Source organism: Stutzerimonas chloritidismutans (assembly GCF_051486945.1).
GTDB classification, from domain to species: domain Bacteria; phylum Pseudomonadota; class Gammaproteobacteria; order Pseudomonadales; family Pseudomonadaceae; genus Stutzerimonas; species Stutzerimonas chloritidismutans_B.
Window position 1 is genome coordinate 724,173 of the sequence record NZ_JAHVDX010000001.1, and the last position, 13,361, is coordinate 737,533.

General features: G+C 53.1%; 13 protein-coding genes and 2 pseudogenes. 6 read left to right on the plus strand and 9 right to left on the minus strand.

Annotated features, from left to right (window positions below):
• Positions 1 to 8: 8 nt before the first annotated feature.
• The 4 genes from KXR72_RS03140 to KXR72_RS03155 form a co-directional block, all read right to left on the minus strand.
• On the minus strand, positions 9 to 638 hold the full coding sequence (locus KXR72_RS03140; RefSeq protein WP_437419657.1) for a DUF1788 domain-containing protein: 630 nt from the start codon (positions 636 to 638) through the stop codon (positions 9 to 11).
• A 23-nt stretch (positions 639 to 661) separates the two neighbouring features.
• The gene (locus tag KXR72_RS03145) at positions 662 to 1,273 is read right to left on the minus strand and encodes a DUF1819 family protein (RefSeq protein WP_437419658.1); all 612 of its coding nucleotides are present in this window, start codon (positions 1,271 to 1,273) and stop codon (positions 662 to 664) included.
• Positions 1,266 to 1,469, minus strand: a complete 204-nt coding sequence (gene mads1 / locus KXR72_RS03150) for a methylation-associated defense system helix-turn-helix domain-containing protein MAD1 (RefSeq protein WP_437419659.1) — start codon at positions 1,467 to 1,469, stop codon at positions 1,266 to 1,268. The genes KXR72_RS03145 and mads1 overlap by 8 nt, the downstream gene beginning before the upstream one ends.
• Before the next feature lie 92 nt (positions 1,470 to 1,561).
• Complete coding sequence (locus tag KXR72_RS03155) at positions 1,562 to 2,230, minus strand: OB-fold protein (RefSeq protein WP_437419660.1); 669 nt, start codon at positions 2,228 to 2,230, stop codon at positions 1,562 to 1,564.
• Between the two features lie 138 nt (positions 2,231 to 2,368).
• On the opposite strand from KXR72_RS03155, the gene KXR72_RS03160 reads away from it, so the two are divergent.
• The 3 genes from KXR72_RS03160 to umuC all read left to right on the plus strand — a co-directional run bounded on the left by KXR72_RS03160 (position 2,369) and on the right by umuC (position 5,280).
• Positions 2,369 to 3,244, plus strand: a complete 876-nt coding sequence (locus KXR72_RS03160) for a WYL domain-containing protein (RefSeq protein WP_437419661.1) — start codon at positions 2,369 to 2,371, stop codon at positions 3,242 to 3,244.
• 331 nt (positions 3,245 to 3,575) lie between these two features.
• Positions 3,576 to 4,013 carry a LexA family protein gene (locus KXR72_RS03165; RefSeq protein ID WP_437419662.1) on the plus strand — a complete coding sequence of 146 codons (438 nt, stop codon included), beginning with the start codon at positions 3,576 to 3,578 and terminating at the stop codon, positions 4,011 to 4,013.
• Positions 4,006 to 5,280, plus strand: coding sequence for a translesion error-prone DNA polymerase V subunit UmuC (umuC, locus tag KXR72_RS03170; protein ID WP_437419663.1), 1,275 nt, complete (start codon positions 4,006 to 4,008; stop codon positions 5,278 to 5,280). Before KXR72_RS03165 ends, umuC begins: the two co-directional genes overlap by 8 nt.
• A gap of 224 nt (positions 5,281 to 5,504) precedes the next feature.
• Here the strand turns inward: umuC and KXR72_RS03175 are convergent, their stop codons facing one another.
• From KXR72_RS03175 to KXR72_RS03185, 3 genes are all read right to left on the minus strand, one after another.
• Complete coding sequence (locus tag KXR72_RS03175) at positions 5,505 to 6,158, minus strand: inovirus Gp2 family protein (protein WP_423704878.1); 654 nt, start codon at positions 6,156 to 6,158, stop codon at positions 5,505 to 5,507.
• A gap of 448 nt (positions 6,159 to 6,606) precedes the next feature.
• Positions 6,607 to 6,792: a helix-turn-helix transcriptional regulator gene (locus KXR72_RS03180; RefSeq protein ID WP_023127663.1), complete on the minus strand. Its 186-nt coding sequence runs from the start codon at positions 6,790 to 6,792 to the stop codon at positions 6,607 to 6,609.
• Positions 6,793 to 6,844: 52 nt separating this feature from the next.
• Positions 6,845 to 8,272: a hypothetical protein gene (locus tag KXR72_RS03185; protein ID WP_186416172.1), complete on the minus strand. Its 1,428-nt coding sequence runs from the start codon at positions 8,270 to 8,272 to the stop codon at positions 6,845 to 6,847.
• A 132-nt stretch (positions 8,273 to 8,404) separates the two neighbouring features.
• On the opposite strand from KXR72_RS03185, the gene KXR72_RS03190 reads away from it, so the two are divergent.
• The gene (locus KXR72_RS03190) at positions 8,405 to 9,274 is read left to right on the plus strand and encodes a hypothetical protein (protein ID WP_437419664.1); all 870 of its coding nucleotides are present in this window, start codon (positions 8,405 to 8,407) and stop codon (positions 9,272 to 9,274) included.
• A gap of 1,076 nt (positions 9,275 to 10,350) precedes the next feature.
• Here KXR72_RS03190 and KXR72_RS03195 read toward each other — a convergent pair.
• Positions 10,351 to 10,536, minus strand: a complete 186-nt coding sequence (locus tag KXR72_RS03195; RefSeq protein ID WP_222105517.1) for a tyrosine-type recombinase/integrase — start codon at positions 10,534 to 10,536, stop codon at positions 10,351 to 10,353.
• A gap of 103 nt (positions 10,537 to 10,639) precedes the next feature.
• Here KXR72_RS03195 and KXR72_RS03200 point away from each other — a divergent pair.
• Positions 10,640 to 10,858, plus strand: a pseudogene (locus KXR72_RS03200) (IS3 family transposase); the annotation flags it as partial.
• Positions 10,859 to 11,053: 195 nt separating this feature from the next.
• Here KXR72_RS03200 and KXR72_RS03205 read toward each other — a convergent pair.
• Positions 11,054 to 12,586 carry a hypothetical protein gene (locus KXR72_RS03205; RefSeq protein ID WP_169922253.1) on the minus strand — a complete coding sequence of 511 codons (1,533 nt, stop codon included), beginning with the start codon at positions 12,584 to 12,586 and terminating at the stop codon, positions 11,054 to 11,056.
• Between the two features lie 207 nt (positions 12,587 to 12,793).
• Between KXR72_RS03205 and KXR72_RS03210 the strand changes: the two are divergent.
• Positions 12,794 to 13,207, plus strand: a pseudogene (locus tag KXR72_RS03210) (integrase core domain-containing protein); the annotation flags it as partial.
• Positions 13,208 to 13,361 lie beyond the last annotated feature (154 nt).

Below are 13,361 nucleotides of genomic sequence, written 5' to 3' on the forward strand. Positions count from 1 at the left end.
CTGCTTCCTCAGGCCTGTGTCTCGAAAATGTTGAATGCGCGGTAGTACTTATCGTCATGCAGCAAGCCAAACAGCTCCAGAGAAGCCCCCTGCTCCAGCGAGTACCGGTACTCGCCAGGGAAGAACATAACCGTAGGCTTGAACTTGGCAGTGCTTTGCAGGTTGTTCAGCACGTTGTGTGAACGGATGTAGGGAAACACCTCACCGATGCCGGAGAGAAATAAAACGTCGTACTCAGCAGCCGCTAATCGCTCACCGATAGCGGGGATCAGATACTCCTCGATACCCAAGACGTTCTGCAGAGTCTCCAACAGCTGCTCTTTCTCTACCTCAGGTTCAATGGCGAGTAGGTCATCCCAGAGGCAGCCCTGTTCACTACTGCCCTCTCGGGCCTTGAGCAGCTCAATAGACAAGTCATACAGGTTGATTTCCAGAACCTGGATGCCTCTTCCCTGAAGACAGGGAATGCTCATGTGCGCCAGCCGCGTTACCAGCTGCCGGCGTACACGCTCCATCTCCACCGCTTCAGCAGCCTTGAACTCGCAGATGTAAAAGGGCAGATCGTTGTTCAGCCCCCTCATTTCAAGGAAACGCTGACCACTGATTACGCCTAGCAAATGATCGAAGCGAGCGGCCATTGGCTGCTCGCTGATTTTCCGGTTCATTGAAGCCAACGCGTAATCTCCTGATCAGTTACGGGGTAGATAAGCAACTCTTCCTTACCCCTTTTGGCCAACAGCTGGGCCAACGCCGGCGACAATAGGGCCGGCTGAATTTGTAGCGAATCACCAATCAGATCCGCCTCTCGCATCATTCGAAATAGATTTTGTTTGAGCTTTTTTTGCGTCGACTCAGCGATCTGATCTAGCTCAACGTGCCACAGAGCTTTCCTGCTCCAGAATGCGTCGAAGTCGATCGAGGATAGGACGCGCCGCCTCATCAGAAGATGCTCACGAAGCACCTCCATCGCGAACTCGCGGATAAAGGTGTAGCGCCGGGAACAGGCAGCCCAGAGAAGGTATCCCTGATCTTTCCTGTTCCCCTCAACCAAGGCCTCAAGCTCACCTACATCCAGGTGCTCCAATCGGGCGACAATCTCTTTACTAATACGCGTGGCAGCCGCTGTAGTACGCACCTGCAGCAGGTTCATCTCACGAACCTGATCACGAGCCTCTTGCCAGTCACGCTTCATGAGGAAAAGCTCAGCCACAGGCGGTGACTCCTGAATGAAGAGCCCACCTGTGGTGAATGACAAGCGGTATGGATCAGCCATGCGCCGACTCCGAGGAGGTATCATCACTGGCACCGCCAGCTTTAACCCACGCATCGACCTCAGCCTTCTGGAACTTCCAGAGCCGCCCCACCTTGTGCGCAGGCATGTGCCGCTTTGCGATCCATGCATAGACAGTGTCCTTACTCACGCCCAAGTGTTCGCCGATTTCCTCTACGCTCAACCACCGATCGGTCATTTCCAGATCCATATCGAATAGGAAGTACAGATCTTAGCTGATTGAGCAGGATTAAGACGGATTTATCTGCCAAGTGAAATCACGCTGAAGACTCAGTTGGCGGGAATACAGTCCTCGGACATGGGCGTTTTCGCCACATCGCCACGGCCCGTACAGACCAGGCTGATGCGCATGCCCGACTGCAAACCAGCCGCATAGTTGGCGTGCGCCTCATCCAGCTCGAATTGCGGCTCCATGAACTGATTTACCCCGCCCCGCAGAGTGACGTAGGGGTTGCCGAACAGATCGGTATTAATGGAATCCACCACGCCAGTGACCTTGAAGGTCTTGCCTTTGAACTGCTGGTCCGCCGCGACCGTATTGCGGTCATAGGCCTGGGCCAGTTGCTGAGCGCTCACTTCTAGCAGTGGCTCAACAGGAGCAACCACTTTCGCCGGTTGGCTCTGACTGCTTGAGGCTGGAGCAGGCTTGCTGGACGGACGATCCCCCGAGGCCATCGCAACCACCATCAGCGCGAGCCAGACAAAGCCGATCACCCGGCTGGTAGTGCTATGCCCTTGGCGCAGCAGGAACCAAACAAAGATGACCGGAAACAGAAAAATACCGACGCCCAGCCAGAAGCCGACGTTGCGGCTCATAGCTTGGGCGGGATGCATTTGAACGGTGGCAGTCTGCTTAGCGATAGGCGCACCACAATGCGGACAGGCAACCGCCTGGTCGCTGGCCATGCGATCGCACTCGCCGCAGTTGATCAATGCCATTTCACTACTCCTTGATTGCACTTCCTGAGCCAGCCTGGATTGGCCGGCTTGTTTGTCAGGATCAAGATATGTAGCGTGGCTTGACGTATCTAGAGTGTGCGTCCGTACAGGTAAAGTTTTCGAGCAAGTGAGGCCGGCATGAAACGCAAACAGGAAATCGAGTCCGTGCGCTGGGATCTGGCGCTGCGCTATCGCCTGATCGAAACGGTGGTGTGGTGGGAAGGACGCTTAACCACCGGACATCTGATGCAGAGCTTCGGTATCAGCCGCCAGCAAGCGTCGAAGGACATCAATTCCTACATCACCGACTACGCGCCGAAGAACCTGGAATACGACAAGCATTTGAAGGGGTATGTGCCGAGCCGCCACTTCAAACCACTGTTTATCGATGACAGCGCCAGCGCCTACCTGCACCTGCTCAACCAGAATCACGACCGGGCACCGCACATAGAAGGACTGGCGCTGGCCTATGCGCACACTGAGGTACTGGATGTACCGGATCGCTCAGTACGCCCGGAGGTGCTGCGTCCACTCATCAAGGCCTGCCGCGATGGGCTGCGACTGGAGTGCGAGTATGTGTCCTTCACGACGCCGGACGGCGAAACCCGTCTGATCGCGCCGCATACGCTGATCTACACCGGTATGCGCTGGCACGTACGCGCCTATTGCGAGAAGAATCGAGATTACCGCGACTTCGTGCTCAGCCGCTTTCGCGGTGTGCCGGAGTTGATGGACGACAAGACCGAGAATACTCGCGAGCAAGATCCGGGTTGGAGTACGCAGGTGCAGGTCATCATCGAACCGGACTCGCGCCTGAAACCCGAGCAGCGAACGATTATCGAAGCCGACTACGGCATGCGTGACGGACAGCTGGTGATCGAGACACGAGGTGCGTTGGTGCAGTACGTGCTGCAGCGCTATCAGATCGATCCGACCAAGGTGCATGCCAAGGCCACGGCTCAGCAGATCGTGGTCGCCAACCTGGAAGAGCTACAGCCCTGGCTGTATCACTGACTAACGGCAGGCACGCCGGGCTTTGAGTCGATGCCGCAGGCGAGGCTATCTCTTAGACCGTCGTACCACCGTAGGCCAGCTTGGCCAGCACGAGTAGTGCAGGCAGCAACAGCGCCAGTGGCAAAAGATCGTTAAGGGTTGGCAGCATGCTCATAAGAGATCCTCCTAGTCGGTTTTCATCAACCTAGCTAAATCGACCCTACAGCGCGATCTGTCTACTTTTCGCCTGTAAACAATCCGCGCATACCCCAGACACCGGCGACGAACGCACCTTGCCTGTATGGCGGAGCGCTGATTACTGTATATAAATACAGTAATCGAGCAGCCCGTTATGAGCACCGCACTTATCCTCGGCCCGCTGCAGCGCAGCAGGGCAGTCCTTCCCCTCTTTGATGCACGTGTTCCGGCCGGCTTTCCCAGCCCAGCGCTGGATCACATGGAACATAAGCTGTCGCTTGATGCTCTGATGGATCTGCAAGCACCGTACACCTATGTGGTTGCCGTGAGCGGTGACAGCATGAGCGGGGCTGGCATCTTCGACGGCGATTATCTGATCGTCAGCCGCGCCATCCCAGCAAAACCGGGCCATGTGGTCGTTGCCTGCTTAAACGGCGATGTCCTGGTAAAGCGCCTGGCCCAGAAACAGGGCCAGTTCATCCTGCAGTCGGAGAACCCGGCCTACTCTCCGCGCTATATCCTGGAAAACGATGAGCTGACGATCTGGGGCGTCGTCACTCACAGCCTGCGGAACCACCTCACTCATGGCTGATCCTGTGTACGCACTGGTCGACTGCAACAGCTTCTACGCCAGTTGCGAGCGCGTGTTTCGTCCTGACCTGTTGCGCACGCCCATCGTGGTGCTCAGCAACAACGACGGCTGCGTGATTGCCCGCTCTGCCGATGCCAAGCCGTTCGTGAAAATGGGCGCCCTCTTCCACGAGATCAGAGGCGACCTCAAGCGCCATGGGATCGTCGCCTTCAGCAGCAACTACGCCCTCTATGGCGACATGAGCGAGCGCGTGATGACGATCCTGGAGGGCTGCTTTCCAAGCATCGAGGTCTACAGCATCGACGAGGCCTTTGCCGATATGACCGGTCTACCCGAACCGCTGGAGTCGATAGGTCGCCAGGTACAGGCAGAAGTCAGACAGAAGACCGGCATCCCTGTTGGCATTGGTATCGCCACGACCAAGACACTGGCCAAGCTCGCCAATAACGCCGCCAAGCGCTGGCAGAAGCAAACTGGTGGCGTCGTTGACATCCGCGATCCGGTTCGGCGCGACAAGCTGCTCAAGGCCATGCCTGTCGAGGAAGTCTGGGGCGTTGGTCACCGGTTGCGGGCTCACTTGGAAGGCATGCAAATCAAGACAGCTTGGGACTTGGCACAGATGGATGCCTGGACACTGCGCAAGCGATTCAATGTCGTGGTCGAGAAAACTGTGCGTGAACTGCGCGGTGTGGCGTGCCTAGAGATCGAGAACGAAATCGAACCCAAGCAAGAGATCTGCAGTAGCCGCTCATTCGGCAAGCGCCTGCGAGAGTTAGCGCCTATCCAAGAGGCCGTCACCAGCTATGCGACGCGCGCTGCTGAAAAGCTCCGCAAGCAGGAGTCGCTCTGCAGACAAGTGCGGGTCAGTCTGCGCACCGGGATGTTCAATCCAGCTGAAGCGAAATATGCCAATGGCGTCCTATGCCAACTGCCCTATCCAACCGATGACAGCAGGCTGATCATCAAGGCCGTCCAGGCTGGATTGCAGCAGGTCTACAGAGAGGGATTCAGCTACGCCAAGGCTCAGGTGATGCTGTTGGATCTGTGTCGCAAGAATGAGTACACGCCGGATCTTTTCGCCCCTGAACAGCCCGTGAAAACCGAGCGACTGATGAGCACCCTGGACGCGATCAACAATCGCTGGGGACGCGGCACACTGCAGCCAGGACGCATAGCCAAGCCAGTCGAGTGGGCAATGCGCAGAGAGTTGCTTTCCCCGGCTTACACCACTCGCTGGTCTGAGTTAATGGTCGCAAAAGCCAAGTAGCCTTCGCATTCACTTATCCGCGACGAGCACGGTTCAGAGTCCCCTTACGCAGACAGCGCGCCCCTGCAGGTTTCAAGCGCAGGTGCTGATTGCGGATTCCACGCTGGCTCGGACACCCATTTCACGCACATTCGGACAGTGATTCCACGCTGATCCGGACATTTTCTGGCAGGCAGCTACGCAAAAATTCTTCACTACCTTCAGACCATCCTTAGCTTCAGCAGTTAGATTCGACTGCTGTCAAACCCATGTCTGCCATCGCCATAAACCTTGGTAGGCGCCTTGCATAGGTAACTGGCTCGATAGAAAAACTCTTCAACCCCTAGACCATCGCGACGCAGGCTATAGCTCGGATTGTCAGGAATCTCAACCAAACCCCTCACTGCCTCAACCGACGTTCCCAAGGCACTTGCCCAAGCTTCCTGGAGTCGATTGAACATGTTATCCCTTCCAGGCTCAAACTTACCCAAAGCGTTGAATGCATCGTAATTGAGAACGAATGCAACATGGTAATGCGGCTTCCCATGCTGCCCAAATTCTCTAGCCCAAACGTACCGCACGCGGCTCTGATGCGCATGTTTGTTTTCCCTAAGCGCCATACAACGATTGTGGTGTATTTTGGACTTAAAGGAATCTAAAAACTTTTTAAACACTTGACTTGCATTTTCGTCTCTGCCGTTCACAAACGCTGCTGGAAACCTAAGATCAACCCTGAAGGCAAAGACACGAGAATACTGTTGAAGAGCTCGATCAATCGTAGTATGCAACTTTTGCAGATACTGTCGAATGAAAGGCCCTTTATCTACCTGAATAGGCAAGCCACGATAGTCAAGCTCATTATGAATAATGAGATTACTATTCTGCGAATGTCGAATCATGTTTAATACTCCAATGCTTGAATGCATATCCTAGGAGCACCATGTATTTATTAACCTGAATAACATTCACACGTCAGGTATCTTGGAGATACCTGACTTAGCATTGTTATCTCTTACAAAGCTTGAATACATACCTTAATAGCACTATACACTTATTAACCTAAACAACATTCACACATCAGGCATCTTGGAGATACCTGACTTAGCATTGTTATCTCTTACAGCTAACATTGGAACTATATAGGCTATAAGAGCATACTACCAATACCGAAAAAGCAGCTCTGCTTTTTATGCTGATTTTCAGGTAAATTCGCTTCAAGCCCCGGCTAAACCAAGCAGACTTCTACTCCGGCAAAAAAGCATCATGCCCGGAGAATATCCGGGCATGATGTTTTCTCACCTAAGGTGGAGTGAGCACTCTCGGGCTCTGGCCATTACTATCCGATAGTCAAGCTAGATCTCGCTCCTCGATTCTGGCCAGGATCCAATCCTGGACCTCGCCCTCTAGCCAGCCCACACATCGATCACCCAGCGGAATCGGTTTCGGAAACGAGCCCTGCGCAACGTACTTGTATACAGTCGACCTAGCCAGGCCAGTGGCATCGATGACAGCCTTCAGACGAATGATTTTCATGATCCCGCACCTCTGAATATTGGTTCAGAGGATTAGGAGAACCTGTAGATAATTACTGCCTAAAAACGGGCATATAGCGAGTCACTGACCTACCATAGCGTTTCAGAGCGTGAAACTCACCAAACAATCCATACTCAAAGCGTTGGTCAACAGTCATTACGGCCTCGCACTCATATGATTGAATTTCGCTCTCCGCCTCAGTGATGACCAAGCACCTGCGATCCAGCGCGCCATCTTTACGCAAAGCCAACACCGCTCTCCGCCCACGGCATTGATCAGAAAATGGGAGAATATGAAACTTCATGCCTTCACTTACATGATCGCCCGCCGAACCCAGAAGCACTTTGTACTGACATGCTAGGTAAAAAACCATGTTATAAACAACTTCTTCAGCACTCCTTCCCGACAAAGCATCAATAGCCACGGATTTTAACCAAGGGAGCTTAACCTGTGATTTTATAGTTTCTAACAACCCCAGATCCGTAAACAATTCCTTAGCGCAAAGTTTATTCCAGTGCATTGAAAGAAGTGAGGAGACATGTTGATCTACAATCGCCCGCAGCATTAATAGCTCAGCGCGCCCGCCACCCGCCAACTTCGAGTTAAGCAGGGACGACACCACGATATCATCAAATAACTTTACTGGCCCCAAGGGCTCCACCGCAGTGAGCGGCCAGTAAAAACCACAAGCACCTTCTTCGGTTAAGAAAATTTTCTCTGCCAGCAGATCTACATTATTTCTATAATCACTTTTTGCTTTTAAAACGAAGACCATCAAGGTGCTGTTGGAATTATAAAAACATCGGTGATGCAGATTTAGATAGTAAATCGTTTTCAGGCTGCCCAGGATCCTTGAACCGCTAAATCCAGCAATCTTGAAGCGTATTGCGCCCAGTTCGTTGAGCTTGAAAAGATGCATTTCAAGCCTTTCTCGTTTGAGCCCCGTCAGGGTGCACAGATCAGAAATACCCAACCCACGAACTACCCCAAATTCGTCAGCATGAATTAGGAGGACAGCGAGCAGCAATCGATTCGTACCACTTGCAGCTTCCCTGAGCATCTTCCTTGCAGCTTCTTTTCGCTCAGCAGGCGTAACAGAATCAAGACTCATACCGCTCTCCCGCCGATCGTAAGACTTGAGGCTGATCAACTCCGTGGCAGGATTTAGAACATGATCTGCTAGCTGATACAAAGAACCGGCTACACCTTTCACGCTTTCGGAGGCTAGGGTTTCTCGCAGAGTCTGGGAGCACTCACATTCCGAGCGACTTTCACATTGGCTAAGAAAGCCTCCAGCCGTCAATTCGTGCAACCCGCGCTTAGCCATCGGCCCAGAAACGCCTAAATCGGCAGCAAAGGCAGCCACCCCTCGACGAACTGATCGACCTTCACCGTACTTCTGTAGAAATCTGAGCAGCAAAAATTTAGCTTCAGGGCTGATATCAGGTAGGTGAAGTCGAAGAAGTGATAGATAACTCATGCTCAGAAACCCGCATCAAAGCCTTTTTTGATGATATCACACCCTGTTATAAGGAAAACTATCACGCATCACATCACGTGTCACATCACGCGTGATATAACGTGTCATCTTAAAATCTCCTTGAGAACCCGCATGTCCGAACGAATGAAATGGATATCCCCCAAAAACACGTCCCAGATCCAATGGGCCTTGAGTTATCTGAAGGAGAAGAGCGGCAATCCCGGATTCTGGCACACCCGTTACATAGGGGAGACGGCTTACCAACAGCTCATCAAGTGGGATCAGGGTCAGATTGAAAGCGCGGAATATAGAGAATTCTTAAGGCGCATGCGGGGTGCATGGGCCCAGAAAAAGCACAGAGGAAAGAATAAAGACAAGAGGGCATACAGCATCGTTCTGCAAGTAAAAACAAAGCAGCAACTTGATCGTATTTCAAAAGAGCTTAGTTTAAGTCTGGCTGAGACAATTGAAAAACTAATCCCATCGAGCAAAGAACAGCAGGAATTTTATTTCGACAATGAACGCCAAAAACTTCACCAAAAACGTGCTGACGACAATATTCGCAGAGATGCTAACGACTATCGGGAAAATTCGGAAATATTTGCCGAACTACTGACTCTTAGCCTTATAGATCTAAGCATATTAAAGATAAGGCACAGTGCACGGCTAGACTCTGAAGCCGAGATCTCCGAAATAGAGCGACTAAGCACTAACCTACTGGAAGAATTCCTTAAAGAAGGTAACGAAGGCCTCAAACGGCGAATGTCAAATATTACGCTGAACAACCAGGCCATCCCTCCAAAACGCACCCTAATAGAAAAAAGACTTAAAAATCTTGTCCAGACTACCAACCAAACACCAATTGCACTTAAGACTGAAATCAACCCAAACCCACTATTACCACATAAATTTCACCAAGCCCTACAGCATCCAAACTTTAATTCAGACAAACTTAATGAATCTCTCGAAAAAATGAGCAGAGCCTTCACTGATCAGGATTAAATTTGAAAAACCTCTTAAATCTAGAACCAAACTAATTTAATTGACCTTCCGCATGAAGTAACCCCTCGCACTTACCGAGACCTCCGACAATTTTAAGCACACTCACGCTGACCAGAAAAAGGTAGGGAACGCACCGACGAGAAGTAATCATCTAATTAACTACACCACATCATTTCGAATCCAAGCCAGTGATTAACGATTAAATCCGAGCTAGTCAGGCGAATATGAACAAATTTTTCTCGACTCATGGAAAGGCAAGCCAGACCACAAACAGCTTATCGTTCCAGCCTCAGCGATGCATCACCTACGGCTGTTATTTCCCACTCCCGTCACAGGCTAACCTACTCCTGAGAAGCAATAGGCAACGGTCCAAGCAAGTGTCGTGGTCAATTGAAGGCTGCGACAAAATCTAAGGACCGTCTGAAGTCGTAATATGTATCTGACTGACTTTAGTATTTAGCCAGCCCCTCCATATAGCGCGTCCAGCAGCGTTCTGCCGTCCTTCATACAGCCCCTAATAAACGCGACCATGACTGCAGATAGACTTGCTTCCACGCGGCCGTTTAATTAGCCGTGCTCAGGCCGCAGGACTCGTAGCCATGGCCGAGGGCATAGTGTTAATGCTGGTGCATCCCCTCAGAGCAACTCCGATTCGTTAAATGCAATTAAAACCATCCGGTAGCTTGCTGCCACAGAGGTGAATTCTGGCAAAGCGACAGCAGCCCAGTGAACGCCCCCCCTGAAAGTCATTCATACCAAGTCTCACCGACTCGCGGCCCCCAGCGGTAGATCAATCACTTTTCTGAGCCGCTACTCCGAAAACTGAGTGCTTCAATCTCATCAGCCCATGCCTGCATCATCTGACGTCGCTCTTCCAGATATTCTGCCTGGTTTTAGCTTGCGCGCACCTTGTTTCTCTCGGCATGCGCCAACTGACGCTCGATAACATCTGCGCGATAGCCCATCTCGTTCAGCATTGTCGAAGCTGTTTGCGCGGAAGCCATGGGCCGAAAAACCGATACTGTCCTTCCCATTGAACCCCATGCGCTCAAACGCACGGTTCAGTGTCGTTGCCGTCATGCATTCGTTGGATTGCGATAGTTCGGCAATAGCAGCGGACGACCGCCAGTATGGGTGTGCAACTCACGCAACAACTCGACCGCCTGCTTGGAGAGCGGAACTATGTGCAGCTCGCGCATCTTCATGCGCTCGGCAGGAATGCGCCACTGTGCACGCTCCAGGTCGAACTCGCCCCACTTCACCTTGCTCTCGGATCATCTGGGCCACGTGCAGCTTGAAGCCGGCATCAAAGCTCTACGCATACGGTTCATGTCTAGCAAGGCTCTCGTTGGAAAGGAATCCGCAGTAGTCAACCACAAGCGGGTGGAACGTCTGTATGCCGAAGCCCGCTTGCAGGTGAGAAGGCGTAAGCGCAAGAAGATCCCGATTGCAGATCGACAGCCGCTGGACCGCCCTCGGGCCGCCAACCAGGTCTGGTCGATGGACTTTGTATTTGATCGCACGGCTGAAGAGCGTGTCATGAATATCCTGACAATGGTGGATGATGCCACCCATGAGGCTGTCTGCGAAATTGCACTGACTTGACCACCGAATTGCATTCCAGCTTACCAGGCAATTGCATTCGTATTGACCACCCGATTGCATGCGGCTTGACCAATACACGCCGTAGTGACGACCGGCCGAAGTCGACCTCAAGCTGCCGGTCGCGACAGGCAGCAACCGGCCACGAGCAGCCATTTATTGGACTCCTGCCAACCCTCAGCGGACGTTTGGTTTAGCCTGCGAACTTGGCAACGATCCACTCAGAAATTTCTTGTCATTCACCCAGTGATAACGGTCTGGATCTTTTTCCAGCAAGGACGTCCGCATTGTTTCTCGCCAAGCGTTGTCCGCCCGGAGGAAGATGCCCCGTAGTTCGGTGTCAATGATCTGTTTGCTGGCACCGCGCTCCTCAGCCTTGGCGTACCAGCCATGCCCGGCCGCATAGTCGCCAAGCTCCATACAAACAGCACCTATCAGCGTGCATGGTCGGAAGTTTCTGGGTTGTAACTCATGCCCCTGCTTGCCGAGCTGAAGTGCCTCTTCCCGCCGCCCAAGATCGCGCATGGCACCACCGCGGGTAGTGCAAATGGCTGAGTGGATCTTGGGCTGTTTGAATCTGTTGGCCGGCACACTAGCGAGTAGTTCAAGTGCTGACTCGGGCTGATTGCACTTTCGAAAGTGACCACTGGCGTTGATTGCGTTCCATGGGTCCTGGGTGCGCCGGTACTCATTGCTGGCGAATTCGGCTTCGCGCAGATGGTAGGTTTCACGCAGCACCTCAGTGAAATACACATGGCCCTCGGTTTTGAGCCAAACAAGATCGTCAGGTGCCATTCGATTGCCGGCCTCCAGGTTCTGGAGGATATCCATCAATCGTGGCTTCAATGACTGAGCGTTGGCGAAAATTCCGTACTTCTTGCGCAGGATGTATGCCGGATCGCTTTCGCGAGCAAGGCGATCGGCCTCCGCAGCTTCTCGCCGGCGTTTGGCTGCCTCGACCAGTTCTAGGCGAGCAGCTGCGGCAGCGTCAGCAGCATCGAGGTCTGAAATATAGGACTCGTAGCTGGCTTGACCAGTCGCCAGCGCAAACAGCCCGGGGTACCCCTTGACCTTGAGGTAGTTCAGATAGGCCTCGGAAAGCGGACGGCCTCGATAGAGAGCTTCCAGGATATTGCTCAGTGGGGAGGCAACCGCACCTTGCAGGTGGCTCACCCGGTAGTGCCGGGCAATATCGTTGGGGGTCGGAGCTATGGAGCCGGGGTCGCTCATGCGGGCGTTGTACATGGCTTCAGCAACCTCGCAATTACGCTTGCGCTGCGCCTCCCACTCGGTTTCTCGGGCAACGCGAGCTGTCTCAGCAGCCTCGTACTCTCGATCATACTTCGCCTTGCGAGCAATACGGGCAGCCTTTGCTGCTTCGCGCTTGCGTTTTGCCTGCTCGGCCTCCTGGGCCAGTCGTTCAACTTCCTTGGTTTGGTGCTCTAATCTGGCCGCCTGCTCGCGAGCTACTAACACTGGGTCTAAAGCCGCGATGAAGGCTTCATATGTGATCTGACCGCTCGCAAGTTGATGCAGTTCGTTGAGATTTTGCTGCCGTAGGTAGCTCAGCGACAATGCAGTGAGCGGTCGCTGATGAAACATGCTTTCGAGGATATTGCTCAGACGAGTGTAGGGAATGGTCGCGCCGGTTATGCCACTGACGCAGAAGTGACATGCGATGTCGTAGAGAGTTGGGCGATTCAATTCCATATAAGGGGGGAGTCCGTTCTAGCTTGAGTATTCTGATTTGGATTCTCTCACAGATATCGGAAGTCAGCTCTTGGCCGGTTGCTGCCTATTGCTACCGGCAGCAATGGGGCGGTCTCTGCCTCCGCGTCTCTGCCGCCCGCTGTTCAAGTCGAATGCAAGCGGGTGGTCAGCATCAATGCAATTGCCTGGTCAGATGAGTGCAATTTCGCAGCTGTCGCCATCGTGCCGGAAAGAACGATTGGCGGGCTTTCGTTGACGCGCATCCTGGATGCGTCTGGCCATGTCACGCGGTCTGCCCAAAGCCATCCGCACGGATAACGGCAAGGAATTCTGTGGTCGAGCCATGCTGACCTGGGCTCATCCGCGAGGTGTACAGCTGTTCCTGATTGAACCAGGTAAGCCCAATCAGAATGCCTATATCGAATCGTTTAACGGGCGCTTCCGTGACGAGCGCCTGAACGAGCACTGGTTCACCAGCCCACCACACGCCCAAGTGGGCGTCGGAGCGTGGCGACGGTAATACAACGAGGAAAGGCCAAAGAAGGGTCTCGGCGGGTTAACCCCGTCTGCCTATGCCAAGCAACTGATCGCGAAAGCCGTTAAATTGATCCAGGACTCTAAAGCCAGCTGCCACTGAAGACGGGAAGACGTCGGCCAGCCGATACGACTTTAGTGGTGACTGATGTCCGTCACTTAATGCTGGAGGTCATTGAGAAACGCCCGTCAAGCGGCCCCCCCCTGCCTGCCTAGTCATTGCGATCGCGATCAAGCACTA

Coding starts and splice junctions, on each gene's coding strand:
- KXR72_RS03140 (WP_437419657.1), bottom strand. CDS start 638: ATGGCCGCTCGCTTCGATCATTTGCTAGGCGTAATCAGTGGTCAGCGT.
- KXR72_RS03145 (WP_437419658.1), bottom strand. CDS start 1,273: ATGGCTGATCCATACCGCTTGTCATTCACCACAGGTGGGCTCTTCATT.
- mads1 (WP_437419659.1), bottom strand. CDS start 1,469: ATGACCGATCGGTGGTTGAGCGTAGAGGAAATCGGCGAACACTTGGGC.
- KXR72_RS03155 (WP_437419660.1), bottom strand. CDS start 2,230: ATGGCATTGATCAACTGCGGCGAGTGCGATCGCATGGCCAGCGACCAG.
- KXR72_RS03160 (WP_437419661.1), top strand. CDS start 2,369: ATGAAACGCAAACAGGAAATCGAGTCCGTGCGCTGGGATCTGGCGCTG.
- KXR72_RS03165 (WP_437419662.1), top strand. CDS start 3,576: ATGAGCACCGCACTTATCCTCGGCCCGCTGCAGCGCAGCAGGGCAGTC.
- umuC (WP_437419663.1), top strand. CDS start 4,006: ATGGCTGATCCTGTGTACGCACTGGTCGACTGCAACAGCTTCTACGCC.
- KXR72_RS03175 (WP_423704878.1), bottom strand. CDS start 6,158: ATGATTCGACATTCGCAGAATAGTAATCTCATTATTCATAATGAGCTT.
- KXR72_RS03180 (WP_023127663.1), bottom strand. CDS start 6,792: ATGAAAATCATTCGTCTGAAGGCTGTCATCGATGCCACTGGCCTGGCT.
- KXR72_RS03185 (WP_186416172.1), bottom strand. CDS start 8,272: ATGAGTTATCTATCACTTCTTCGACTTCACCTACCTGATATCAGCCCT.
- KXR72_RS03190 (WP_437419664.1), top strand. CDS start 8,405: ATGTCCGAACGAATGAAATGGATATCCCCCAAAAACACGTCCCAGATC.
- KXR72_RS03205 (WP_169922253.1), bottom strand. CDS start 12,586: ATGGAATTGAATCGCCCAACTCTCTACGACATCGCATGTCACTTCTGC.